This window comes from Vagococcus allomyrinae (assembly GCF_017829975.1).
Classification (GTDB): Bacteria; Bacillota; Bacilli; order Lactobacillales; family Vagococcaceae; genus Vagococcus_D; species Vagococcus_D allomyrinae.
Genome location: NZ_JAEEGA010000003.1, coordinates 109,676 through 133,118, shown reverse-complemented (window position 1 = coordinate 133,118; position 23,443 = coordinate 109,676). Strand labels below are relative to the sequence as shown.

26 protein-coding genes and 1 tRNA gene are annotated in these 23,443 nt (G+C 41.0%); 22 read left to right on the top strand and 5 right to left on the bottom strand.

Annotation, left to right across the window (positions count from 1 at the left end; all coding sequences use genetic code 11):
* Window positions 1-24: 24 nt before the first annotated feature.
* Entirely contained in the window at window positions 25-549 is a 525-nt protein-coding gene (locus I6N95_RS06095) for a GNAT family N-acetyltransferase (protein WP_347340533.1), read from the top strand.
* An 88-nt stretch (window positions 550-637) separates the two neighbouring features.
* On the top strand, window positions 638-2,173 hold the full coding sequence (locus I6N95_RS06090; RefSeq protein WP_209525676.1) for an AMP-binding protein: 1,536 nt from the start codon (window positions 638-640) through the stop codon (window positions 2,171-2,173).
* Between the two features lie 42 nt (window positions 2,174-2,215).
* Here the strand turns inward: I6N95_RS06090 and I6N95_RS06085 are convergent, their stop codons facing one another.
* Window positions 2,216-2,593, bottom strand: coding sequence for a nuclear transport factor 2 family protein (locus tag I6N95_RS06085; RefSeq protein ID WP_209525674.1), 378 nt, complete (start codon window positions 2,591-2,593; stop codon window positions 2,216-2,218).
* 132 nt (window positions 2,594-2,725) lie between these two features.
* On the opposite strand from I6N95_RS06085, the gene I6N95_RS06080 reads away from it, so the two are divergent.
* Genes I6N95_RS06080 through I6N95_RS06070 form a run of 3 tightly spaced genes read left to right on the top strand, consistent with a single transcriptional unit; the run spans window position 2,726 to window position 3,821 of the window.
* Window positions 2,726-3,295 (top strand): TetR/AcrR family transcriptional regulator, encoded by a 570-nt coding sequence (locus tag I6N95_RS06080; protein WP_209525672.1) that lies wholly within the window; start codon window positions 2,726-2,728, stop codon window positions 3,293-3,295.
* A gap of 8 nt (window positions 3,296-3,303) precedes the next feature.
* Window positions 3,304-3,552: a zinc ribbon domain-containing protein gene (locus I6N95_RS06075; RefSeq protein ID WP_209525670.1), complete on the top strand. Its 249-nt coding sequence runs from the start codon at window positions 3,304-3,306 to the stop codon at window positions 3,550-3,552.
* 14 nt (window positions 3,553-3,566) lie between these two features.
* Window positions 3,567-3,821 carry a TfoX/Sxy family protein gene (locus I6N95_RS06070; RefSeq protein WP_209525668.1) on the top strand — a complete coding sequence of 85 codons (255 nt, stop codon included), beginning with the start codon at window positions 3,567-3,569 and terminating at the stop codon, window positions 3,819-3,821.
* A gap of 42 nt (window positions 3,822-3,863) precedes the next feature.
* Here the strand turns inward: I6N95_RS06070 and I6N95_RS06065 are convergent, their stop codons facing one another.
* The gene (locus tag I6N95_RS06065; RefSeq protein WP_209525666.1) at window positions 3,864-5,207 is read right to left on the bottom strand and encodes an FAD-dependent oxidoreductase; all 1,344 of its coding nucleotides are present in this window, start codon (window positions 5,205-5,207) and stop codon (window positions 3,864-3,866) included.
* A 363-nt stretch (window positions 5,208-5,570) separates the two neighbouring features.
* Between I6N95_RS06065 and I6N95_RS06060 the strand changes: the two genes are divergently transcribed.
* The 9 genes from I6N95_RS06060 to I6N95_RS06020 all read left to right on the top strand — a co-directional run bounded on the left by I6N95_RS06060 (window position 5,571) and on the right by I6N95_RS06020 (window position 13,716).
* Window positions 5,571-6,761: a GNAT family N-acetyltransferase gene (locus I6N95_RS06060; RefSeq protein ID WP_209525664.1), complete on the top strand. Its 1,191-nt coding sequence runs from the start codon at window positions 5,571-5,573 to the stop codon at window positions 6,759-6,761.
* A gap of 164 nt (window positions 6,762-6,925) precedes the next feature.
* A complete protein-coding gene (locus tag I6N95_RS06055; protein ID WP_209525663.1) occupies window positions 6,926-7,243 on the top strand; it encodes a PadR family transcriptional regulator in 318 nt (105 codons plus the stop codon).
* A 1-nt stretch (window position 7,244) separates the two neighbouring features.
* Window positions 7,245-8,801, top strand: coding sequence for a DUF4097 family beta strand repeat-containing protein (locus tag I6N95_RS06050; protein WP_209525660.1), 1,557 nt, complete (start codon window positions 7,245-7,247; stop codon window positions 8,799-8,801).
* Between the two features lie 209 nt (window positions 8,802-9,010).
* Window positions 9,011-9,652 carry a sugar O-acetyltransferase gene (locus I6N95_RS27365; protein WP_209525658.1) on the top strand — a complete coding sequence of 214 codons (642 nt, stop codon included), beginning with the start codon at window positions 9,011-9,013 and terminating at the stop codon, window positions 9,650-9,652.
* A gap of 34 nt (window positions 9,653-9,686) precedes the next feature.
* Window positions 9,687-11,003: a serine hydrolase domain-containing protein gene (locus tag I6N95_RS06040; protein WP_209525656.1), complete on the top strand. Its 1,317-nt coding sequence runs from the start codon at window positions 9,687-9,689 to the stop codon at window positions 11,001-11,003.
* Window positions 11,004-11,007: 4 nt separating this feature from the next.
* Window positions 11,008-11,535, top strand: coding sequence for a 2'-5' RNA ligase family protein (locus I6N95_RS06035; protein ID WP_209525654.1), 528 nt, complete (start codon window positions 11,008-11,010; stop codon window positions 11,533-11,535).
* Between the two features lie 101 nt (window positions 11,536-11,636).
* A complete protein-coding gene (locus I6N95_RS06030; RefSeq protein WP_209525652.1) occupies window positions 11,637-12,095 on the top strand; it encodes a GNAT family N-acetyltransferase in 459 nt (152 codons plus the stop codon).
* A 25-nt stretch (window positions 12,096-12,120) separates the two neighbouring features.
* On the top strand, window positions 12,121-12,717 hold the full coding sequence (locus I6N95_RS06025; RefSeq protein ID WP_209525650.1) for an NUDIX hydrolase: 597 nt from the start codon (window positions 12,121-12,123) through the stop codon (window positions 12,715-12,717).
* A 516-nt stretch (window positions 12,718-13,233) separates the two neighbouring features.
* A complete protein-coding gene (locus I6N95_RS06020; RefSeq protein ID WP_209525639.1) occupies window positions 13,234-13,716 on the top strand; it encodes a GNAT family N-acetyltransferase in 483 nt (160 codons plus the stop codon).
* Window positions 13,717-14,200: 484 nt separating this feature from the next.
* On the opposite strand, the gene I6N95_RS06015 is transcribed toward I6N95_RS06020, so the two are convergent.
* Complete coding sequence (locus I6N95_RS06015; protein ID WP_209525637.1) at window positions 14,201-14,686, bottom strand: hypothetical protein; 486 nt, start codon at window positions 14,684-14,686, stop codon at window positions 14,201-14,203.
* Window positions 14,687-15,056: 370 nt separating this feature from the next.
* On the opposite strand from I6N95_RS06015, the gene I6N95_RS06010 reads away from it, so the two are divergent.
* The 8 genes from I6N95_RS06010 to I6N95_RS05980 all read left to right on the top strand — a co-directional run bounded on the left by I6N95_RS06010 (window position 15,057) and on the right by I6N95_RS05980 (window position 20,474).
* Window positions 15,057-15,129, top strand: a tRNA-Ala gene (locus I6N95_RS06010).
* 331 nt (window positions 15,130-15,460) lie between these two features.
* On the top strand, window positions 15,461-16,018 hold the full coding sequence (locus I6N95_RS27360; RefSeq protein ID WP_283808930.1) for an MFS transporter: 558 nt from the start codon (window positions 15,461-15,463) through the stop codon (window positions 16,016-16,018).
* Complete coding sequence (locus I6N95_RS06005) at window positions 15,912-16,652, top strand: MFS transporter (protein WP_283808938.1); 741 nt, start codon at window positions 15,912-15,914, stop codon at window positions 16,650-16,652. The genes I6N95_RS27360 and I6N95_RS06005 overlap by 107 nt, the downstream gene beginning before the upstream one ends.
* Before the next feature lie 108 nt (window positions 16,653-16,760).
* The gene (locus tag I6N95_RS06000; RefSeq protein WP_209525635.1) at window positions 16,761-17,318 is read left to right on the top strand and encodes a nucleotidyltransferase family protein; all 558 of its coding nucleotides are present in this window, start codon (window positions 16,761-16,763) and stop codon (window positions 17,316-17,318) included.
* A gap of 23 nt (window positions 17,319-17,341) precedes the next feature.
* Window positions 17,342-17,947: a sugar O-acetyltransferase gene (locus tag I6N95_RS05995; RefSeq protein ID WP_209525633.1), complete on the top strand. Its 606-nt coding sequence runs from the start codon at window positions 17,342-17,344 to the stop codon at window positions 17,945-17,947.
* Between the two features lie 153 nt (window positions 17,948-18,100).
* Complete coding sequence (locus tag I6N95_RS05990) at window positions 18,101-18,412, top strand: nucleoside triphosphate pyrophosphohydrolase family protein (protein ID WP_209525631.1); 312 nt, start codon at window positions 18,101-18,103, stop codon at window positions 18,410-18,412.
* 74 nt (window positions 18,413-18,486) lie between these two features.
* Window positions 18,487-19,140: a FadR/GntR family transcriptional regulator gene (locus tag I6N95_RS27655; protein ID WP_209525628.1), complete on the top strand. Its 654-nt coding sequence runs from the start codon at window positions 18,487-18,489 to the stop codon at window positions 19,138-19,140.
* A gap of 149 nt (window positions 19,141-19,289) precedes the next feature.
* Window positions 19,290-20,474, top strand: a complete 1,185-nt coding sequence (locus tag I6N95_RS05980) for a CynX/NimT family MFS transporter (RefSeq protein WP_209525626.1) — start codon at window positions 19,290-19,292, stop codon at window positions 20,472-20,474.
* Window positions 20,475-20,526: 52 nt separating this feature from the next.
* Here I6N95_RS05980 and I6N95_RS05975 read toward each other — a convergent pair whose 3' ends face one another.
* A complete protein-coding gene (locus tag I6N95_RS05975) occupies window positions 20,527-21,597 on the bottom strand; it encodes an alpha/beta fold hydrolase (protein ID WP_209525624.1) in 1,071 nt (356 codons plus the stop codon).
* Complete coding sequence (locus tag I6N95_RS05970; protein WP_209525622.1) at window positions 21,594-22,274, bottom strand: TetR/AcrR family transcriptional regulator; 681 nt, start codon at window positions 22,272-22,274, stop codon at window positions 21,594-21,596. The genes I6N95_RS05975 and I6N95_RS05970 overlap by 4 nt, the downstream gene beginning before the upstream one ends.
* Window positions 22,275-23,443: the final 1,169 nt, after the last annotated feature.

Sequence of the window (23,443 nt, the reverse complement as noted above, 5' to 3'; positions counted from 1 at the left end):
AAGCGGCAAGGAAGGGGTGATAGAGTGATTAAAATTGAAAACGACCGTCTCTATTTGAGAGAAATGACAAATGAAGATATTTCCAACCTTGAAAGGATTCTGAAAGACGCGGAGACGATGTATGCGTATGAAGCGAGTTTTACTGACAGCCAGGTGTTATCATGGCTTCAATGGAACATGGCAAGTTATCGAACACATGGTTTTGGTCTGTGGGCTGCGATTGATAAGGGTACCAGTCAATTTGTTGGTCAATGCGGCATCGTTTTTTCAGAGGTTGAAGGAGAAGCATTATTGGAGGTTGGTTACCTTATTAATAAAAACTTCTGGGGCCAAGGTTATGCCAGAGAGGCCAGTGGTTTATGTGTGGCTTATGCCCGTGACACACTTAAAGCGCCTAAGATTGCGTCGATTATTAGAGACACTAATCTGGCGTCTCGGCGAGTGGCAGAGTATAACCAAATGGAGATCGTCCACGAATATGACAAAGATTATTCAGGTGTAGCTGTGAGGCATTTAGTTTACAGCATAAATTTTGTTGAAAAATTGTGAAATAATTAACTACTTTGTCGATTATTCTGATATAATATCGATGAATCACATTCTAAAATCTTTTTAACAGAAGAAGGAGTTATGTATAATGGAGTTTCCGAACAATCCCTATGAAGAATTAAATCTCTATAACAATTTTTCACAAGCTGCCAAAAAATATCCGACAGTTGCCATTCATTTCGATCAAGAGTTAATTGGCTTTCCAGAACTTGGGTTGAAAACAACTTATCAAGCGGCTGAAAAGAGTATTGTAGCTCAAGCTAGTCGTTTAAGTAGTCTGGGAATCCAAACAGGTGATAAGGTTGTGATCTATAAGTCACCGATGTTTGACACGTATATGTTAGCTGTTGCCGTAAGTTATTTAGGGGCTGTGCCAATCATGATTTCTTATCATCTTCCCGTGCCGACGATGACCATCATGTGCCAACGTTTGGAAAATCCCTGGTTGATTTATGATGAGGTCACAGCTGGTAGAGCACCAGCCATTACAAGTATTCAGGCTTCTCACTTAATTGAGCTGGAACAGTTGCGAGAACTGCCAGCTGCTGAGGTAACACAATCCTTTTTACCTTTGGCTGAGATCTCCTATATGACCCATACCTCCGGCACCACAGGCGTTCCTAAATTGATTGCTCACTCGGCTCAGTCAATGGGATGGCGCACTAAATGGCAACGAAATGTCTTTGATTTAATGCCTGAGAAAAAGTTGGTGGCGTTTCATATTTCGCCCGTCCATTCGCGTTTTAATATCGGGATTTCCTCATTGATGTCTAAAGGCTTTCCTTTATTGTGGATTGGCAATGGCCAAGTAGAAGCCGTGGCCCAAACCTTAAGCCAATTTAAACCCTATGCTTTGGAAACTCATCCCAATAATTTTGTCCAGTGGAGCCGTTTGGCAAAAGAACAACCGGCATTATTTGCGTCATTTAACTATTTCCATTCAACGTTTGATGCGATTAACAAAGGAACCATGAAGATCTTTTTAGAGGCTTCAGGAGCCGAAAAGCCTGTCTTTATGCAAGTCTATGGTCAAAGTGAGTGTGGGCCAATGATTATGAGATTCCATACGAAAGCAAGCATCGTTGAGTTAAATGCTCGCAATATGGGCGTAGGGATGCCAGAGTTAACGGAAGTGCGGATCGTCGATCCCCTTGGTGCAGAAGTGCCTGCCAATACTTCCGGAAATATTCAGATGTTATCTAAGGGACGGGCGTTGACGTATTACCAAGAAGATCAACGCTTTACTGAAAACACCTATGGTTTATGGTGGGATAGTGGTGATTTTGGTTATCAGGATGACGCCGGTGATTTGTATTTGTTAGATCGCCAAGTCGACCTAATCAGTGATGTAGATAGCACCTTACTAATCGAGGATCTCCTATTGGATCAACTTGAATTTCTTAATGAAGTCGTCATTGTGCGTGGTAAAAACGATGTGGCGCAACCGATTATTTCGGTTGACGCTGGCAGTGACATGGACTGGGAAAGATGGTGGCAAGCGATTGCTGATTTTCCATTATTAAATGAGCCCTTAGTTTGGGCATTTGAAGAGATACCCCGAACGGCAACGATGAAAGTTCAGCGTTTGAAGATTGAAGAAGGGTTAAAGGACACTCCATCGTAAGTAATAGCTCACCCATGATGTTCAACATCATGGGTGGGCTATTTATTTGATTGGTTTTCCTAGTTGCAGTGCTTGGCGCCATTCTGGCGCTGGGGTGATTTCTGCCCAGTATTCATCTAAGGTGCTAATCAGGTCTGCTTTAAATGAAAAAATCGAGGTGACAACGTATCTTTCCGGGCTATCGGGCGAGGCTATCTCCGTGATGGTGATTACTTGTTCGCTTGAATCGAGAATGCGAGTGACCTTTCCTGTCCAGTTACCAGGATAATCACAGTTGGCCGTTAAAAATTCCCCTAAGGTAAATTGCTCATTGGAGGTGTGCCAGTTAATCGTGGCATCTGGTTGAAAAAATTTTTTAAGCGTCTCTCTGTCTTGTGAGATGACAGCTGCCCAATAGTGAGTCATTCTGTCTGTGTTCATGAAATCCCTCCTAAAATCGTAGTAATCTGCCTTGAAATGATTATTTTGTCATTATATCACGAAATAGTAAGCATTGACATCGACTTAATTTTGATTTATATTGAGTGTATACTCAATGAAAAAGGAGCGGCTATGAACAAACGAATCAAGCAGAAAGAAGCAACCCGTCAGAAAATCATCGCAGCGGCGAAACACTGTTACAGTGAGAAGGGCTTTCAAGTAGCCACTAAGGAAATTGCTTTAGCCGCAAATGTCTCCCACGGTTCTATTTTTGCACATTTTCCTACGGCTGAGTTACTCTGCCAAGAGGTTTTAAGGCATTATTTTGCTGATGTTGGCGACTCGTTGGATCAATGTGTTCGGGCAGGGACGGATTTACCGGGATATTTATCCAGATGGTTGGAGCTAGTTCAAGAAGATCAGGCCTTTTATCGACGGCTTAGCTCGGAGAGCGCCTTATTATCTGCTGATTGTCAGGCTAAAATTATGGGGTTTCAAGGGGCTATTGGGGTTGACATGGATGACTTGTTACAAAGCTTAAACGAAGAAAGGCCGTTAAAGGAATTGCCCTTATCATTTTTAGTTAATACCTGGTTAGGCATTATGCAGTACCACATTCAACATCAAGATTGGTTTAGCTCCGAGGAAGCCGATGACCACAAAGCGTTGATCAGTCAGTATTTGTTACTAATTACAAAGTGAGGTGTCCAATGAAAAAATGTGTGGCATGTGGTATGCCCATGAAAGAGCCCCAAGATTTTGCTTTAGGTGATACTCGTAAGGCTTATTGTCGGTATTGTGTGAATGAAGACGGATCAATGAGATCCTTTGAAGAGAAAAAGGCTGATTTGGAAAGGCTGTTGATTCGCACTCAAGGGATTAGTCAAGGGAGAGCAGCCATCGCGGTCAGATCGCTGATGAAAGAACTGCCGGCCTGGCAAAATTACTTTAGGGAATGAAAGAAGGTGAAAAGATGATGCTATCTGAGATGCGTAATTTAGGAAAAGTCAATGAGGAGAAGCTAAGAGAAGTCGGCATCGCAACACCAGAAGCACTGCGAGCCATCGGGGCGGAAGGGGCCTTTTTGCAAGTCAGAGAGTTAATCGACGAAGGTGCCTGCTTGCACCTATTATACGGTTTGGAAGGTGCGATTAGAGACATTCCTAAGCAGGAAATTCCGCCAACGCGGAAAAAAGAACTAAGAGATTTTTACGATCAGTTGCCATAAGACAGAGAAACAGGCATTGCCGACTAGCAATGCCTGTTATTCTTAGTTTGACGCGTCTTCCATGGCTTGTTGAGCCAGTAAATTTAAGTAGTTCCACGGACGATCAAAATGAGGCTGGAAGAAGAAGTCGGTAATCGCTAAATCTTCAATCGTCATCTTGTTTTGAATCGCTAAGGAAAGGGTGTTGGCTGATTGAGTGATATCATATTGTGACATGAGTTGCCCGCCCAAAATCCGATGTGTGTCAGCATCGTAGACTAATTTCATTTGGACATTCTCAGTTGTTGGCATAAATTCTGGACGATAGTTATCTTCAAAATACGTCGCGCCGACGTTCATTCCTAGGTGTTTGGCACTTGCTTCGGTTAAGCCGGTTGAACCGATGTTCAGTCCGAATAAATGTAAACCTGAGGTTCCTTGAGTGCCACGGTAGGCAAGTTTTGGTTCGATGATATTTTTACCGACTAACATTCCTTGGCGTACCGCATTAGTGGCCAAAGGAATGTAACTGTAGTCACCAGTTGGATTGTAGTGAACCACTGCACTATCACCAGCAGCAAAAATATCAGGGTTGCTGGTCCGCATGTACTCATCGACAATAATCGCACCAGAGTCGATCCGATCCACTTTGCCAGCTAATAAATCAGTCATTGGGCGGAAACCGATACATAAGATCACTAAATCCGCTTCGTAAACAGCGGCGGCCGTTTCCACCCCAGTAACTTTACCGTCTGCCCCTAAAAATGATGAAACTTGTTGGTTAAGGGCCAAAGTGATGCCTTCGGTCTCCAATTGAGCTTCAATCACATCGGTAAACTCTTTGTCTAAATATTTATTTAAAATTCGGTCCAGGCCATCGATTAACGTGACTTCTTTGCCTTTCATCGCAAACGCTTCGACTAATTCAATGCCGATGTAACCAGCGCCGACGACAGTGATTTTTTTGGCGGAGTCTGCTTGTGCAATGATTTCTTTTGCTTGATTAAAGTTTTTACACAATAAGATATTTTCCTGATCAATCCCAGGAATAGGTGGTGTTAGCGGCCAAGAGCCAGTTGTCATCACTAATTTATCATAAGTATCGGTTAATTCCTCGCCAGTTACTAAGTTGCGCACCGTTACCGTTTTAGTCGTTACGTCAATGTCTAAGACATCGTGTTCCATGTTAACATTTGCACCTAGGTTAGTTAATTCTTCGGGATTTGAATAAAAAAGACTTGCTGAATCTTTCACAACACCGCCGACATAAAGGGCGATACCACAGGACAAAAAGGAAACATTGTCATTTCGTTCATAGATGGTAACCTGAGCTTCAGGAGCCTCTTTCAATATATTTTTAACGGCGGATGTACCTGCATGAGTACAGCCAACAACGATGACTTTCATAAAATAATGTCCTCCTAATAAGACTTACTAGTATTTTGTTACATCTTTAATTTAACATATCCGCTTATGTGAAAATAGTTTCTTGCTTGTGAATTTGAAAAGAGTGGATGATAATCATTTAATTCACAAAGTTTTGCTTTGTGGCGGTTGCGGTTAACCTGTTTTACAATTTACTTCACAATTAATTTATTTTTTCACAAGTTGAAGATTCACATGACGCCTTTGCAAATGAGAATATCTTATTCAGATTATCAATTAGCGTTGCTAAGGGAGACCGCTTAAGCCGAAGAGTCTGTCTATAAACCTTGAAACTGTGTTATTATAATTATGTAATAGGTAATGACTAAAGAAAGAGGTGGCAATGTGTTAAAAAAATTGACATCAGAAACGGAATTACAGGATATTCTTGCATTAAGTGAGTATGCCTTTAATTTTAGTGATATTGCTGAATTTCAGGAAAGTTTCTTAAAGGTCTGGCAGCATACTGATAATTGGGGAATCGTTGAAGATGGGCAACTTACCAGCCAAATATTGGTGTTCCCATTTCACGTCAATGTTTTTGGACAAGCGATGAAGATGGCTGGCATTGGGAATGTGGCAACCTATCCTGAATATCGGGGAACAGGTGGCATTCGTCAGTTATTCACCGCCATTTTTGAAGAGTTAAAAGAAAACGGCACAGTTCTTTCCTATTTAGCGCCGTTTTATCAACCTTTTTATCGGAAATTTGGGTATGAAGCCATTTTTAGTAAAATAGAAACGAAGGTCAATCGTCAAGAGATCACTCAATTGGCAAATGAAACGACTGGTTCCATGAAACGAGTGGATAAAAGTCAAGAAAAATGGCAGAAGGTTATCAAAAAATTATATGCCGATACTTTAGCGAAAGATACCGGAAGCGTTATTCGGGAAGACTGGTGGTGGCAGAATGGGTTTGACCATGCCCCTAAGACGAAATATGCCATCTGTTTTGATGAAGCTGCAAAACCAGTTGGCTACATGGCCTATGAAATGGCGCCAGGCGAAATGGTCATTCATGAAATCAGCTATCTTAATGGCTTTGCTATTCGCAAAATGGCTAGCTTCGTTGCGTCACACAGTGGCACATTTGAGACTTTTCGTTTTAGCAGTAAGTTGTCAGAACAAGTTAAATTATTATTCACAGAATCACGGCCTGTGGCACAGGTTATTAATGAGGGGATGATGGTGAAGATCATCTCTTTAGAAGGTTTTATTGACCAGTACAGTTTTAACGTCAAGGGAGAGCGCTCCTTTTTACTGGCTGTCGAAGATCAGGTCACGCCGTGGAATCAAGGGACTTGGAAACTGACCGTTGAGGCTGGAAAGGGAAGTCTTCGGTTAGTGTCTGACAGCTTGCTACCTGAGGCTGATTTTAGCGGGAGTATCCAATCGTGGACTCAAGTGCTTTTAGGTCGTACGACCTTAGAAACACAACTCTTTTTAGGAAACATGACAGCTGATTCAAAAAGAGCGGCTCATGAATTAAGCGAGGTATTGCCTGAAAGCGACCTCGCTTTGCACGACTATTTTTAGGGCATTATCGGTTTTATTAAGTAGGCGCTTTTTCCTAGGAAAAAGCGCCTACTGGTTGATTGACAAGCGCCGTGATTATCAGTATAGTATCAATGAGGGCAACAGTTTAGTTTCTTCTAGGGCTGTGGCTGTACAAGTGAAAGTAAGGATGAGAGGATTGACAGATGAGAGCATCGGGACAATTTAAAAAAGGAGCACTAGAAATGTGTGTTCTTTACCTAGTTCAAACAGAAGACCGTTATGGTTACGAACTTCGTGAAAGTGTCAATGAGTATATCCAAATTACCGAAGGTGCTCTGTACCCTGTTTTGAGACGGTTGGTCAAAGACGGCTATTGCTTGACATATACCAAACAATCAGCAGAAGGTCCTTCTCGAAAGTATTACCAAATCACAGAAGAAGGAAAAACCTATTTGTCTGATTTGATCGCTGAATGGGATGAGTTTGTTTCAAGCGTTAACCGATTGAGAGGGGAGAATTAAGATGAATACAATTGATGCTTATTTAGCTGAACTTAAGTCTTATTTTTCAGAAAGTAATATGGACGTGTATCTGGAATTGGAGGAAGATTTATTAGAAGAAATCCAAAATTCAATGGCAGAAGGCGAAACTGAAGAAGAGGCAGTCAGAAAATTGTCTAGTCCAGCGGAAATTGCCAGTGATTTTTTTGCGGATCGACGATTTGAGACGGCCCAATCTGCAGTGGGAGATCTTGTGCCAGAAGACGACGTGGCGGAAGTCTTTAAAGAGGCGCGCCGGAAACGTCTTACCCGTTCTGTTCAAAAAGGGATTCTTATTTCGAAAAAGGCGCTAATAATGATTTTGCTGGCGTTAGATGTTTTTTTGGTGACGTATATCGGTCAGGAACTGTATTTTGAGGGGAACTTAGCGCGAATTCCCTTGATCATGTGTTTGTTTAGTTTGGTCATTTTAGTAAACGTCAACCAATTAAGGAGAAAATTAACGCAAAGACGACGCTTTTTTGTCATGTCATTATGTGGTTTGTTAGGTGCGGTTTTCTTGATCGAAGGTCTGGTTAACCATCATCTTTTTTATCAAGGGATTTCTCATTTTCAAGAAATTACAGCCGATGGAACTGAAAATCTGAGTTTTTCATTGGATTCAGATGCGGTCATTGAAATAACAACATCAGAAGTTGGGCCTAATGAAGCTTTTAGAGTTCTGTTTGACGGGAATTTTAAAAAACAGGACATTCAAGCGATTGCTAAAAATAATGGACAAAAACAAATGAACTTGCGTGTTGATAAGAAAAGTTTGTTTAATTTATTCACGCGTACCAAAGAATCTGAAATTATCTTGTTGATTCCTAAAGGGACGAAATTAAATGAATTTAATTTAGATTTGTTGAAAGGGGATTTGCGCCTTTTACATATGGCGGTTAAAACCTTAAGCTTAGATCTAGTCGAAGGAGATGTTTTTAGTAAAGGGATTCAGGCTGATGATGTTCGGCTTACGAGTCAAAAAGGGGACGTTGTGATTGAAGGCTCTCAACTCAACGGTCGGCTAAAGAATAGGGAAGGTAAAACGATTTTGACTGATTTAGCTGGCGATTTAGCGATTACTGGCGATCATGGCCATACCATTATTAAGGAGTTTATTTCGAGTGAAAGTGATGTTCGGACAGTAGATGGCAAAATTACTATGGAAGATTCCCAAGTTGCGAAACTTACGACCTTTTCCGAAAGTGGTCAAAATGTTGTTGCCCGCACAACTGGAGAGCTAAACTTAGCAAGTGCACGAGGAAAGATTGTCTCAGAAAGTAATCAAGGAAAGCTGTCAACTAAAAATGATAGTGGCGTTACCATTGTCATTGATACGGAAGGGATGCCTGGGGAAGTAGTCAGTGAAAGTGGCTTTATTAAATGGATACATGATACTGGTCACCCGGCTCAATTTAGCGTTTCAAGTCAGGGGGGAGACATCCGAAATGAACTGACTAATTTAGCGGGGGCAAGTGGCCCTCTCGTTTCGATTCACTCGGTCAGTGGTGATGTTCGTGTGATAGAGAAAGTTAACTAGAAAAAGGGTAGTGATATGATAGAGAAATCTATTATATTGCTACTTTTTTATTAAAAAAATGCTAAACTTAAAGATATAGACATCGTCTTGATTAAGCAGACATCTAGTGCCATAGAAGGAACAGTCATTATCATTTATTGGGTGATGTTTTTTAGAGAAGGTGTCAGTTGCATGAGTAAGAATACGAACAATAAACAGGAGGGTGTAACATGTCATTAGAAGAGAAGATGAAGACTGGAGAATTATATTGGGAAAGTGGCAATCAGTCTCAAGAGGATCAGGCCTATGAAAAACTGATTGAAGAACAACGAACGAATTGTAAAGAGCTGATATTTGATTATAATCAAACCCGTCCCAGTAACACAGAGCGCAAGAGTCAGCTATTAAAAGAAATACTGGGGAGTGTCGGAACCGCTATTTGGATTGAATCACCTGTTCATATGGCCTATGGTGTTAACACCTTGATCGGCGATCATTTTTACGCCAATTTTAATTTAGTTCTTGTGGATGACGGACAAGTGAGAATTGGGAATAATGTCATGATTGCGCCAAATGTGACAATTACAACAACCGGCCATCCCGTTCACCCTGAGTATCGCCAAGGTGGTGGTCAGTTTTCATTACCTGTCGTGATTGAAGACGGAGTTTGGATTGGGTCTAATGTTGTGATTATGCCAGGGGTTACGATTGGCGAAAATACCGTGATTGGCGCTGGTAGTGTGGTTACCAAAGATATACCAGCTAATGTGGTCGCTTTTGGCAGCCCGTGCCGCGTCAATCGTCCGATCAGTGAGCGGGATAAAGCTTATTACCATCAGGATCGAAAAATTCGGCCAGACCATTTAAGATAAGGGTTGGTGAGAAATGTCTTTTCGAGAAAGATTAGTGGGTTTTGGAACATATTGTCAGAGGGAATGGCCGCTTAATCAATTGTTAATTTCCCATCATGGGGAGTTAGTGGTGGCTGTTGCCAATGAGCCTTATCAGGTATCGGACAGACAAATGCTGTTTTCTATGACCAAATCAATCACCTCTTTGGCGATTGGGATTGCCAGCGATCAGGGCGTGTTGAGGTTAGAAGACAAGGTCGTTTCGTTTTTTCCAGCAGACCTCCCTCAAGAGGTGGATGGTCATTTGCGAGAGTTAACGGTTCGTCATTTATTGATGATGAGTCCAGGAACTAAAAAGGATCACTACCAGGAAATCTTGGCGACGACTAATTGGGTAAAGGCTTTTTTAGCGCAAGCCTTTGATTGTCAGCCAGGTCAAGAGTTCTTATATAGTACGCCGAGTAGTCATCTTTTATCAGCGATTATTTCAAGGGCAACGAATAAAACCTTAGTTGACTTTTTAGATGAGCATCTGTTTCGCCACATGGGAATTGCTAAACCGCAGTGGGAAACCTCTCCAGAAGGGGTGACTTGTGGCGGTATGGGACTAAGTCTGCCACCTTTAGATATGCTAAAAATTGGTGAATTATTACTAAATAAGGGTGAGTTTCAAGAGAGGCAATTAATTTCCAGCTGGTACTTAGGGCAAGCGACAAGTTGGCAAATACAAAAGCCAGTCTCTCGCGATCAAGGTTATTTAGGGAGGGGCTATGGTTATCAATTTCACTTGTCTGAAGGAGGTTGTTATCGCTTAGATGGGGCATTTGGTCAATTGACATTGATTTCCCCTCAACATGATCTAGTGGTTGTGATCCACAGTCGTGGTATCAAACTGCAAGAGGTGCTCGAATTATTTTACGAACACGTCGTTTATCAACAAAAAATGTTGCCAATGACGACCTCTTGCAAGCGTCAATCGGCACCGACTTCAGCGATTGATATCAACTGGCTGCTGGATAGGACGCTGACTCTACGGCAAAATTGTTTGGAGGTGACGGCCGTTAAGGTTGTCCGCCTAGGGTCAGCTTACCAGCTGCAACTGGTGAGATCTTGTCGTTCACTTGAGATCGACTTTTCTTTAACGAAAGCAACAAACGGACAGACTTGGTTTATCAAAGACACCATGGAATACCAACAAAGATATTATTGTGACAGTCAGGCATCCGCAACTAATTTGACCTTAAACGTTCATTTTGTAGAGACGCCTTATATTGTGACGATCGGTTTGTCTCTATTAAAAGAGGCGGTTCAGTTCACCTTTGATATTAATCTAGGGTTTACTTTACACCCGTTTACTCAAATTACTAAATGAGGTGATGATTATTTTAAAGCGGTCGTTGTTATGGTTACCTGAGTTTGTTGAAGACGAGAAGGTTCAACAATTGCGTCTTCACTATGATCCCTTAGGGAGTAAAATAGGGCCTCACCTAACATTTGTTTTTCCTTTTGAAAGCCCCTTAACCAATGAGGCGATTATCGGGCATATGGCACATGTTTTAGAGACAGTTCAACCATTTGAAGTGGTCTTTAGTGGTGTAACTGGCGATTGGCCAAGTGGTTATTTGTATTTGAACGTAAAAAAAGGCAATGATCAACTAATTGCCCTTCATGATCAGTTGTATCAAGGGCTTTTAAGTCCCTACTTATGGCGTGAATGCCATTACTTACCTCATATTACCCTTGGAAAAACAGACGATTATGAGGTGTTTCAGGAAGTTTTAGCAAAAACGCAACAGTGGCAACCATCATATACAATTAATTTACAGTCAATTGTATTAGAAACGATTGCAGAAGATCAAAGTTCTGTGATTGAATATGTGCATTATTTAGGAGATCCCTGTTGACTTGCGTCTTGAGCTACTTCACGAAATATGCTAGTTAAGTGTTCAGCAGTTTATCTCCCTCAAGATATGCTCCTAAATCAGAAGATGGAAAAGGTGATGGTATGAAAATTGAAATAAAATATGTCGAGGTAGATCATCCGGATTTAATTAGCTTGGTAGATCAATTAAATGATTTTTTTAATCAAGAGTGGGGCCCAGACGTTGCCAAAGGGTATCAAAATCACCATAATCTTGCGGCTATGGCCTGTGCAGTTGTTGCTTATCAGCAAGATCAACCTGTTGGTTGTGGTTGTTGGAAGCGATTGGCTGATGGTCGGCCAGAGATTAAACGAATGTTTGTACAACCAAAGGCTCGCAGTGGCGGAGTGGCTAGTCGCATGCTGACGGCTTTGGAGGAAGATATTCTCAAACAGGGAGATGATCGAGCCGTCCTTGAAACAGGTGCTGAGATGACCAGCGCAATTTCTTTTTATCAAAAGCAAGGCTATCAGATCATTCCTAATTATGGTGATTTTATTGGCGATGATTGGTGTGTCTGCCTGGAAAAACAATTGGGATAAAGGTCTAAAAGAAAGGAGCCTGTGAATGCTAGAATACGCCCAACGGATTCAAGCCCTTGCGCAATCTGGATTAGCTTTTTCAACAGATTATTACGATCGAGAACGGTATGAAGACTTGCAAACCATCGCTTTTGAGATGATGGCGTCAGCCACGACTGGAAGTATCGCCGAAATTCAGGCTTTTTACGCTGAGGAAGGGTATGCCACACCGAAAATTGATGTTCGAGGAATGGTGACCGATGACAATAATCGACTGTTATTAGTGAAAGATCGGGGCAGCCAACAGTGGTCATTGCCAGGGGGCTACGCTGATATTGGCTTATCAGCAAGTGAGAATATCGTGAAAGAAGTAGTTGAGGAGACTGGCTTAGTCGTGTCTGTCAACCGTTTATTGGCAGTTTATGACACGAATAAATCCAATCCTGCTAACTTGCCAGTTCAATATTATAAGTTTGTTTTTAGCTGTCAAGTTCTATCTGGTTGCTTGCAACCTAGTTTTGAAACAACTGAGTTGGCTTATTTTAGCTTGGCTGATTTACCCGAGCTATCAGAAAGAAGAAACACGCGTCAGCAATTGGAAGAGTGCCTCAAATTAAAGGCGTCGCAAATTATTTTGGACTAAGGGGATTTTCTTTGGTTTTAGTCAATAAACTGTTAGAGAATCCCACGCTGATCGAAAACAACGGCTGGACAAGGTTGGTAAAAGGTCTCTCACCTCTCAAAGCTAATTATCTTAAATTCGTGAGTGACATTTCCCGCAGCTGGTTCAATTCCGAAAGAAAGGCGCCCTCGTTCAGGGGCGCTTAATTTGGCGTCAGGCCATAAGCTGATAACAGGCTAACGTGCTTGTCGATTTTTAAGGATGTCTCAATGGCTGGCTTTCCAAAGGTTTCAGGATGATCAAGGTTAGGGAAAATCTCTCTAAAGGATAATGGGAAGCGTTCTGGCTTAAAAGCTTTCTTTGATATAAGTGGATCGCCGCTGAGAGCTTAGCAGGAAAGGTTAAATAGACCTGGAGGCTCATGCTAATCCCTTCATCAAAAAAACTTATCCGTCTCCTAACATAACCTTCTAAAAAGAATCAAAAAACGTCGGGAATATGCTATACTATAGGGGAATTTTAACAGGAGGGGAAGCAATGGAAATAATTGAGTATCGAAAAGAGTTTCAGAAACAAGTGATCGAGCTAATCTTAGAGATTCAACAATCAGAGTATCACGTGCCGATCACATTAGCTGATCAGCCGGATCTGGGGAAAATCACTGAAGTTTATCAAGAAACGGGTAATTTTTGGGTGACGCTGGAAGGTGAGGAAGTGATTGGGACGATTGCCTTAATCGATTTGGGTAATCATGTCGGGACGATTCGCAAATTATTTGTTAAACAAGCTTATAGAGGGCAGGCATCTGGTGTGTCAAAAGGTTTATTAGCAACCTTGTTAAACTGGTCTGTGGCTCATCAGTTTAAAGAACTTTACTTAGGAACAACGTCGCTGTTTAAGGCAGCTCATCGCTTTTACGAAAAGAATGGTTTTACGCCAATTAGTAAAACAGAGTTGCCAGCTAATTTCCCCATGGTAGCGGTGGATACTGTTTTTTATCGTTATCAGTTAACAGATTAAAGGGAGATACTCTGCCAAGAGTCAGGCCAGAAGAGCTGAAGCATTGGCCAACTGCTTACCAGATCAGCCAGAGTATATGACTACCATATCTAAGTTAACTTACTGTGAAATCACAGGAGAAACAGAGAGTCTTGAACTTGATCACATTATGCCTGTTACTAAGGGAAACTGGGGAAATACTGTAGATAATCTGATGAAACTGAGCCAGTCACTGAACAGCAGTATAAGTAACAAGAATCTCTTTGATTGGCTGCGTGATATGGAACAGGAAAGGCTGGATTATCTGTTAGATCAGCACATGACAGTTGAACAGTTCAGATAGAAGTTTGAGCAAGTATTGACTGTCAAAGCTTCTGAAAAGGGGCTGAGTTTTACAGAGTATAAAGAGCAGTATATAGAAGAATATAACAGAAAGTCAGTGCCAAGTTAGTGGGATTAGCAGAACATATTAGTATAAAAAAGGAGACAGGCAGCCTTTTTTATGCTATTTGAAGAGGGCTATCAAAGACACTACTGCAGCAAGGATAGCTATGGCAGTAGAAAGGACTTCAGTTTTATCTTTAGTTTCTTTTTGATAGTTCTTCCAGTGTTTTTCAATTTTCTCTAACATAATAGATAAGAAAGTCTGAACAATCATTAGATCAAATATAATGGCGAAAAGATTAATTGAAAGAGTATTAATAAAAAATAGAGCAGTTACATTTAAAGAGAAAAGTATAATGAGAAGTGCAGAAAATATGATGATATGAACATTTCTGTCCATCTCAGATTTTAGCCATTTGAATAACTGCAACAGAATGGTGCCTATAAAAACAGACAGCACTATTCTTTGAAAGTAGCTCATGTTAGTAAAGAAATACTCAATGCTATTTGCTTGCAATAATATGAAGGCAGAAGTGAATATTAAGCAAAAGCCAACATATTTATATTCCTTATATTCTCTTAATTTTCTATATTTTTTTCTTTCCAACAGCAATTCCTCCAGTTCAATCCTGAATAATTTACCATTAATTATACAGGAAAGGTTAGAGTATGGGAACAGCAAATAGCCTGTTAAATACTCTGCAAAAATAAATAATTAAATAACGTTGGAGAAGCTTGACAAAATGTATGTAAGAGGTCACCATTTCGATTTTCTGTAAAATTTCAGCTGGAGGAATGATGACTGTTAGAATCAGTTTTTTCTGAAACCACTGTATAAGCGCTGCATAAACATCAAAAATCTGGTTGACACAGTCAAGAAAAATAGATATAATGATGCAAGAGGTCTAGGGAACATCCTACCTACGTTTCAGGAAATATCCTGAAAACAGTTGTATGAACTGGTATAACTGGACTCAGGGGGTATAGCTCAGCTGGGAGAGCGCTTGCATGGCATGCAAGAGGTCAGCGGTTCGATCCCGCTTATCTCCATCGGATAACACCAAGTCAACTGACTGGTGTTTTTTTAGGTTTAAACAATCAATGATTTTTAAGGAGTGACAAAGATGAATTTCTATACGACACGAATAGAAATCATGGTGCCACCATTTCCCGTAATATAGATGTTTTCCTGTCGTTCATCACTGAAGTAACACAGGCCATGGAGAACATCTTGAATATTAGATGATGGAATGGTGTTCCAGTGATGAGGTCCTTTAGAAGGACAGTCAAAACATAATAGTGGTGTGAGTGGCCTTGGCCTAGACAACTAACACCCTAGTTCAAGGTTCACGAATACCACCGAGTTAAGGGAGAATATTCGATGAATCGACAACATAAAAAAACACCATCTTTAGTTTTATTAATTACCTTAGTAGGGTTTCCGCAGCTTAGCGAAACCATCTTTACGCCGTCTTTACCGGAAATTGCGACGGCTTTGGGCGTGAGCATGAGTACCACTCAATTGACAATGAGTATTTATTTTTTTGCTTTTGCCTTTGGCGTATTCTTTTGGGGCTGGCTATCAGACCGAGTAGGGCGTCGACCGGCAATGTTATATGGGATTTCAATCTATGGGTTAGGAAGTTTCCTTTGTTTGGTATCACCCACGATGGAGCTTCTGTTACTAGCACGGTTTATCCAAGCCTTTGGTGCAAGCACTGGCTCAGTGACGACTCAAACCATTTTAAGAGAAAGCTTCGATGGGGGCCAGCCGGCATATCTTATTTGCTCATATCTCTGCCGCTTTAGCATTTGCTCCTGCGATTGGTCCAATGATCGGTGGCGGTCTGGGACAGTTTTGGAGCTTTCGGGCGATCTTTTTATTTTTGGTCCTTTTGAGCCTCGCTATATGGGTCTATGCCTTCGTTGCGCTACCTGAGACCTATGATATCAGTGAGAGGCAATCTGTTAACTTGTGGCCGATTGTTAAGCGATTAGTTGGCAATGTAAAGGTCTTAACTTATGGCTGTTTGATCGGTGCAATTAATGGCGTGATTTTTAGCTACTATGCTGAGGCGCCTTTTATCTTTATCGAAACCTTTGACCTGTCTCCTTTAGCATTTGGTTTGATTGGCATTTTAGTCGCATCTGCCTCAGTTATCGGGGCCCAGATGTCAAAGAGGCTAATTGGCCAAATCCAAGCAGAAAGGATCATCCTTTGGGGGATAGGAGCTTTCATCGTTGGTAGTGGCTGGCAATTGCTGATTAATCGGTTTTTGCCAACTGGCTCAGGTCTGCACTTAGTGTGTATCTTAAGTGGTATTTTCGTCATGTTGATCGGTCTTGGAATGGCTTTACCCAATTGCCTCAGTTTAGCTTTGGTGGACTTTCAAGATGTGATAGGGTCAGCGAGCGCTTTATTTAGTCTAGGGTATTACTTTTTGGTCAGTCTCTTTACCTATGGCATGAGTTTCTTTCACAATGGAAGTTTAGGCGCGATGCCGCTTTATTTTTTGGTGATCGGTTCTTTGATGTGGTGGTTGACAAGGAAGTTCCTAATCAGTTCTAAGTAGTTTAGAAGAGCCAGCTCCTTTGGCTCTTCTTTTTTTAGGTGTTCGTCTTTCATTAGTAAAATCACTTCGGTATAATAAAGAAGACAAGAGATTTGAGGAGGGAGCTAAATGACAGAAGCTGACTTAATCGCCCTGTTTAAAAGTAATGCGACCATTGAAAAAATCCTGACTATTATTAGCGAAATAGAAGGAGTCACGTGCTATTTAGCTGCAGGAACGCTGCGCAACTTTGTTTGGGATTGTTTAGCTAAAAAAGAGTCGTCTCATTTGACCGATGTGGATATTATTTTTTTTGATACTGAGGTAACTTATGAAGAGACATGTCAATTGGAGGAACGGTTACGGCAAAGCCATCCAACATTTGATTGGGAAGTTAAAAATCAAGTTTACATGCATCAGCATAACCCAAAGACAGCGCCTTATGCTAATTTGGTTGAGAGTTTGTCTGCTTTTCCCGAAACTTGTACAGCGATTGCGCTCCGAAAAGTCGAAGACCGCTATGAACTGCTGGCGCCTCATGGGATAGCAGATTTAGTGGCGTTTGAAGTAAGGCCGACTGAACACTTTATGGGCAATAGCGAACGTCTAGCTATTTATCGAAAAAGAGTGATCGACAAGCAATGGCAAAATATTTGGCCACGATTAAGACTTTATCAGATGGCTTAATCAGTTAAATGGGAGGAACAACTATGGATATCAATCAACAATTTGAACAAATGGCAACAGGGGCAATGTACGATGATCTGACAAAAGAATTAGTTGCTTATCGGCAAGAAACGGTCATAAAAACAAATCAATACAATCAAAGTTTTGGTCAAGCACCAGCTGTGCGACAGGCACTTTTGAAGGAAATAGTCGGGACGATGGGCGAAAATGCTCACTTTGAACCAAGCTTTCGCTGTGAATTTGGTCGTAATATTAGCTTAGGTGAGAATTTTTATGCTAATTTTGACTGTATTTTATTAGATGGTGCCCAGATAACGATCGGTGATAACGTCTTATTTGGACCTCGAGCCGGAATTTTCACCTCTAATCATGCCATCGATCCAGTGGAACGGGTCAAAGGTGCTTGCTACGCTAAGCCTGTCACGATTGGTGATAATGTTTGGTTTGGTGCTAATGTCACTGTTAATCAGGGGGTGACAATCGGCGATAATACCGTGATTGGCTCGGGGAGTGTTGTCACAAAAGATCTCCCTGCCAACGTTGTGGCGGCTGGTGTCCCCTGCAAAGTAATACGTGAGATTACAGAGCAAGATAAAACAGACTATTTAAGTAGTGGGCTCCTTCATTAATCAGCTGTCTAGCGGAGGAAAGGCGATTGATCGGCAGGTGAGTGCGTTGAATGAAGGGATTCTTTGGGGGATGGTTACTTTTCCAGAGAATCGTCAAGGGCTTGCGTTTATTATGAGCGTGATTGTTTTCAAGGGGGAAATGGAGGTGAAAGGATGACCCAACTGCGTCACTTACAAAAAGAAGTTTTTCGGAATAAATGCGCCAAAGGTTTTAATACGAGCAATGTTGAAAAAGAATTATGTCTGATCCAAGGGGAGCTAGCGGAAGTTTATCAAGCTTACTTAAAAAAGGATGGGACGCTTGGGGAAGAACTAGCCGATGTTGCGATCTATCTGCTAGGATTATCTGAGATGCTTAAGATTGATTTACAAAAGGAAATTGAACAAAAAATTAGCATCAACGATCAGCGGCAATATGAGGTGATTGAGGGGGTGCTAACCCGAACCTATGAGCCAAAGCGATAATATTCTTTCCTATTTTAGGTATTGTAAGCTATAATAATTTTAGCGTATTATTTTAGAAAGTAAGAGGGAAGTCTGTGAAAAAACCAAGGAGAGTGTCATTATCGACTCAGATAGTTGAAGAGTTAATCAAGAAAATTGAGACAGGGGATTGGCCACTTCAAACTAAAATCCCAACGGAAGCTCAGCTGACGGAGCAGTTTGAAGTTAGTCGTAATACCGTCAGGGAAGCTCTTCAATCGTTAATTCAAGCGGGGTTATTAGAATCAAAAGCTGGCGATGGAACCTACGTGATTGCCACCAATAAATTTGAAGCGAACATGTATCACGAACTGGACAAGGTTGAGTATCAGGAAATTGCTGAGGCTCGTCAATTACTTGAAAAAAACTTAGCTTTTTTAGCCGCTAAAAAACGTACGGATGCTGATTTAGTCGCGATTGAAGCGGCACTCAACACGCGTAATAATCCTGAGTTTACTTTGGCTGAATTGGCATTGAAAGACATTGATTATCACATTGAAATTGCCAAAGCTGCTCATAATTCAATTATGTTGGATGTTTATCAGAGTATTTCGACTTACTTGTTTCAATTGATTTTTGATCATATGCAGCAAGATGTTACCTTTAACCACGATGATTCACAGCAACTTCACAGCGAGCTATTTGAGGCGATAAAAGCCCAAGACAGCCAGTTGGCAGAAGCAATTGTTGCTCGAATAAGTTCATACTAGTTAAAAAAGAGGCCCTAGCTTCTTTTTTTTGTCCGGAAAAGTGATAACTGAGTGAAAGATTTCTGAAAAAGGGTTTGACAAGCGGGGAGATTAGCAGTATCATTTAATTGTCCAATTGTCCTACAATTAACTTTAAAGGAGCTTTTTAAATGAATCAACAATCACGATCGAAAAAACAGTCTTGGTTATTAGTTTTAGGTGTTTTAATAATGGCGGCCAATTTACGGGCCCCTTTAACCTCGATCAGTCCTTTAGTCGGCCTTATTGGCAATGATTTAGGTTTGAGTTTAGGGACTACCGGCATGATTACCACGACGCCGTTGCTGGCTTTCGCAATTTTTTCGACGATTGCTCCAATGACTGAACGAAGATTTGGGATGGAACGCGTGATTTTCGCCTCATTAATCCTGTTAGCAAGTGGTATTTTTTTACGGTCTCAAGGAAGTCAGTGGACGCTTTTTACTGGCACGATTATTATTGGTATTGGGATTGCCCATTGTAATGTCTTGGTTCCTAGTTTAGTTAAACGTGATTTTAAACAGAATCCTGGCTTATTGACGGGGCTCTATTCTGTCACCATGAACACCTTTGGCGCGTTAGCATCTGGTATTAGTTTGCCGTTGGTGACAACTTTTGGGTTGACTTGGCAGAGCTCTCTGAGAATCTGGGGGATCTTAACTATTTTGGCATTAGCCATTTGGTCACCGCAATTGAAAAGTCATTCAACGATCAAAATTGAAACGGGATTTAAGGAAAAAAATAACTTGCTGACATCAGTTTTAGCTTGGAAAATCAGTATTTTTATGGGATTACAATCACTGTTCTTTTATGTGACCATCGCCTGGTTGCCGCAAATATTGTTGTCCAAAGGAATTGGGGAAGAAGTCTCCGGGGTTATGTTGGCGGTTATGCAGTTATTTTTAGTTCCCACGACCTTCGTTGTGTCGATTATCGCTGGCAGAGTAAAAGAGCAGGTTAACTTAACGCTTTTAGGGATCGGTATCTTGCTTACAGGGGTTTTAGGGATTAGTTTTTTTCATAGTGTGGCACTTAATTTTGTGGCAGTGAGCTTAATTGGTGCAGGTTGCGGTTTTTGTTTTAGTTTGGCCATGATGTTTTTTAATTTAAGAACGCGCACTGCTTCAGAGGCGGCTCAACTGTCTGGGATGGCCCAATCAATTGGCTATTTTTTGGCGAGTATCGGCCCTTTTCTTTTTGGGGTCATGTATGAAAAGAGTCAATCTTGGACCTCTACTTATGTGTCGTTGATTGGTTTATGCTTGATCTTATTGCTCGTCGGGATAGCCTCTGCCAAAGAGGGGAAAGTATCATAAGAAGAGGCACAGGCAGTTAAGAAACTGCCGATGCCTCTTTTTGAGCTGTCATTTAAGCGAGATGATCGTTTTTTATTTTGTTTAACACCTTAACAAATTTTTCCCGTTCTTCGATGATCGGTGTGTGTGCTGAGTGTTCAAAGGTGAAAAACGCCTTTTTAGGGGCTGACAAGGTGTCGACATAATCGCGGGCTAGTTCATAGGAAACTTGCATGTCATATTTGCCGTGGGTCACATAGACAGGGAGCGCAAAAGTCCGTGTGGTGACAGTCAAATCATCCTCGATGGTGTAAGGGAAAAGATGTTTCAGTGAAAATAGTGAGCCTCGTAAATAATTGATTTTTTCTCCCAAGGTATATCCCTTAAAGAAAAGCAGCTGTTTGAGGATCGTCATCATCGAAAAATTCTTGTGAGTAATGCCAATCCCATAACGATTCATCGCAGAACTTCGAATGCTCATGACGTAATTGAGAGAAGGGAAAGAAGGGGCACTAGGGTCAAATTTTTTTAATGCCTTCACGGTTTTGTTATCTTGAATGTTCGTTGCCTGGTCTAACAGATAGTCATAAGCCAGTCGTTCGGATAGTTTTTGCTGGCTCAATTGTCCCATGCCGATATAGGCTGCATAGTGTTCAGGCGCTTGCGCAACCGTCTTGATGCCTAAATAACTGCCCCACGAATGGCCCATTAGAAATAGTTTATCTTGGTTAAAACGTTTCTTTAAATAGTCAGTGACTTCCAGTGTATCTGCCACCAGTTGTTCCAAAGACATGGAAGCTTCTGGTGTGTGTTTAAGAGACATGCCTGCGCCTCGTTGATCCCAGTAGCAAACAGTAAAGTCTTTTTCAAGTCGGTTTGGCTCGTTTTTGGCGTAGACTAGGGGCAATTCTGGGCTTCCAGGACCACCGTGTAAAAATAATAAGACAGGGTTTTCGATGTTTTCACTGAGAATGAAAAGACCTTGTTGATGGCCGCCGATTGAAAGGAAGCATTTTTCTGATAAGCTCTTAGGGTAAGGTTTCCCTGTGGTCGTCACTAGTGGTGGTAGCTTACCGGGACTGTTGATTAACAGAAATAGGATAAAAAAGCTTAGTAGTAAAATGATGCTTAACAATAGAGTCATTCGTGTCCTCCTGGTTCTTGAGCTGGTAATAGGATGTTGGTTAATAGTTGCTGGCATTGGTATGAATGGTTATCGCTAATGGTTAAAGTGCAGGTTAATAACTGATTAAAAGCCGCAATTTTTCTGACTATCTGTTGTTTTTTCGTTGAGCTATCAGCTTGCTTTAAATCAGCAACGGAATAAAATAAGTGTTCACCAGCTTGATAGAGCACGAAAGCCAGCTCTTCTGGATAGTCTGTTTGAAAGACATTATCTGCTATCCCCCATTCTAAAATCTTTTGTAAGTAAGGGATGCCAAAACTTGCCGAAATATCTTTAATTCGGTAAGTCACAATGGAGCTCTCGGGATGCCGTTTAAACTGCGTAAATTTCTGTAAGTACTCAGAATAGTTAAGGGATGAGTTATCCAAATAAAGTGCCAATTTAGCGAAAACTGTCGGAGCGGCCATTAACTTAGCATCAAAATCTTTTAGCTCTTCTGTTAAGGCAAACTCAATGACGCCATCCAAGATCGCTTCCTTTGATTCGAAATAGTGATACATGCCACCTTTAGAAAGATTGGTGGCTTTTAAAATATGGCTAATTTTGGTCTGTTCATACCCTTGTTCGAGAAATAGGTCCAGCGCACATTTGATAATTTCCAGACGCTTGATGGGGAAGTTGGTATTTGGTCGCATGTTAAGGTTCCTTTCGTAGTTATTAGACCGTGGTCGGTTAACTAACTTTATCATTGATTATTTGAAATGTCAAAGGTTTTTAGGAGAATTTTTTTGAAGTGTGGAAAGGAGATTTTATTATGTTGAAAGATCGAAAAGCGACGGTGAATCAAGACAAAAAATAAACCGCAGGCAATAATCGCCGCCGTTTTTTGTTCAATCGTATTTAACTGCTCATTTTGGTTTATTGCCTTCTGAGCCTAGCAAGACCTAACTTGCTTACAAGGAAAATTAGTCAGTCGGTTCAGGTGTTTTTTATGGGGAACGTCAATTTCGTTATGCTAAAAATATCATTCCTCAACTGATGAGTGATGGCATCACTCATTAAATAACGCAAATTTGTTGATTATCTTCCCCTTTTTCAAAAAGGGGGGACTGTTAAAATAACGAACAAGCAGATGAGTGATCGTGTCACTCATTTGGCCATTTAATTGTCACGGCTTGTTATACATTAAACGGCTCTCTCATTGGACCTTGAACTCGAGCCGTTTATTGTCAAAATCCGTTATGCTAAAAAATATCATCCCTCAATCGCTGAGTGATGGCTTCACTCATTAAATAACTCAGATTCATTGATTAACTTTCGCTTGTTCAAGGGGTGGGAGCTGTTAAGGTAACAAACAGGCAAATGAGTGATCGTGTCACTCATTTGGCCATTTAGTTGCCACGGCTTGTTATGAATTAAGCGGTTCTCTCTTTGAAACCTGAACTCGGCACTTTTATTGTTAAAAATCCGTTATGCTAAAAATATCATTCCTCAACTGATGAGTGATGGCATCACTCATTAAATAACGTTGATCCGTTGGTTAAATTTTACTTATTCAGGGGTTGAGAATTGTTAAGGTAACGAATATACAAATGAGTGACCGTGTCACTCATTTGGCCGTTTAGTTGCTACAGCTTGTTATGGATTAAGCAGCTCTCTCATTGGACCTTGAACTCGAGCCTTTCATTGTCAAAATCCGTTATGCTAAAAAATATCATTCCTCAACTGATGAGTGATGGCATCACTCATTAAATAACATTGATCCGTTGGTTAAATTTTACTTATTCAAGGTTTGAGAGTTGTTAAGGTAACGAATATACAAATGAGTGACCGTGTCACTCATTTAGCCGTTTAGTTGCCACAG

What these genes read in the sequence shown, in the direction of transcription:
- I6N95_RS06080 (WP_209525672.1), top strand. Translation starts at nt 2,726, where the DNA reads ATGAACAAACGAATCAAGCAGAAAGAAGCAACCCGTCAGAAAATCATC.
- I6N95_RS06065 (WP_209525666.1), bottom strand. Translation starts at nt 5,207, where the DNA reads ATGAAAGTCATCGTTGTTGGCTGTACTCATGCAGGTACATCCGCCGTT.
- I6N95_RS06050 (WP_209525660.1), top strand. Translation starts at nt 7,245, where the DNA reads ATGAATACAATTGATGCTTATTTAGCTGAACTTAAGTCTTATTTTTCA.
- I6N95_RS05990 (WP_209525631.1), top strand. Translation starts at nt 18,101, where the DNA reads ATGACCCAACTGCGTCACTTACAAAAAGAAGTTTTTCGGAATAAATGC.
- I6N95_RS06030 (WP_209525652.1), top strand. Translation starts at nt 11,637, where the DNA reads ATGAAAATTGAAATAAAATATGTCGAGGTAGATCATCCGGATTTAATT.
- I6N95_RS06025 (WP_209525650.1), top strand. Translation starts at nt 12,121, where the DNA reads ATGCTAGAATACGCCCAACGGATTCAAGCCCTTGCGCAATCTGGATTA.
- I6N95_RS06070 (WP_209525668.1), top strand. Translation starts at nt 3,567, where the DNA reads ATGATGCTATCTGAGATGCGTAATTTAGGAAAAGTCAATGAGGAGAAG.
- I6N95_RS06000 (WP_209525635.1), top strand. Translation starts at nt 16,761, where the DNA reads ATGACAGAAGCTGACTTAATCGCCCTGTTTAAAAGTAATGCGACCATT.
- I6N95_RS06075 (WP_209525670.1), top strand. Translation starts at nt 3,304, where the DNA reads ATGAAAAAATGTGTGGCATGTGGTATGCCCATGAAAGAGCCCCAAGAT.
- I6N95_RS06005 (WP_283808938.1), top strand. Translation starts at nt 15,912, where the DNA reads ATGATCGGTGGCGGTCTGGGACAGTTTTGGAGCTTTCGGGCGATCTTT.
- I6N95_RS06035 (WP_209525654.1), top strand. Translation starts at nt 11,008, where the DNA reads ATGATTATTTTAAAGCGGTCGTTGTTATGGTTACCTGAGTTTGTTGAA.
- I6N95_RS05970 (WP_209525622.1), bottom strand. Translation starts at nt 22,274, where the DNA reads ATGCGACCAAATACCAACTTCCCCATCAAGCGTCTGGAAATTATCAAA.
- I6N95_RS05980 (WP_209525626.1), top strand. Translation starts at nt 19,290, where the DNA reads ATGAATCAACAATCACGATCGAAAAAACAGTCTTGGTTATTAGTTTTA.
- I6N95_RS27360 (WP_283808930.1), top strand. Translation starts at nt 15,461, where the DNA reads ATGAATCGACAACATAAAAAAACACCATCTTTAGTTTTATTAATTACC.
- I6N95_RS05975 (WP_209525624.1), bottom strand. Translation starts at nt 21,597, where the DNA reads ATGACTCTATTGTTAAGCATCATTTTACTACTAAGCTTTTTTATCCTA.
- I6N95_RS06085 (WP_209525674.1), bottom strand. Translation starts at nt 2,593, where the DNA reads ATGAACACAGACAGAATGACTCACTATTGGGCAGCTGTCATCTCACAA.
- I6N95_RS05995 (WP_209525633.1), top strand. Translation starts at nt 17,342, where the DNA reads ATGGATATCAATCAACAATTTGAACAAATGGCAACAGGGGCAATGTAC.
- I6N95_RS06020 (WP_209525639.1), top strand. Translation starts at nt 13,234, where the DNA reads ATGGAAATAATTGAGTATCGAAAAGAGTTTCAGAAACAAGTGATCGAG.
- I6N95_RS06090 (WP_209525676.1), top strand. Translation starts at nt 638, where the DNA reads ATGGAGTTTCCGAACAATCCCTATGAAGAATTAAATCTCTATAACAAT.
- I6N95_RS06055 (WP_209525663.1), top strand. Translation starts at nt 6,926, where the DNA reads ATGAGAGCATCGGGACAATTTAAAAAAGGAGCACTAGAAATGTGTGTT.
- I6N95_RS27365 (WP_209525658.1), top strand. Translation starts at nt 9,011, where the DNA reads ATGTCATTAGAAGAGAAGATGAAGACTGGAGAATTATATTGGGAAAGT.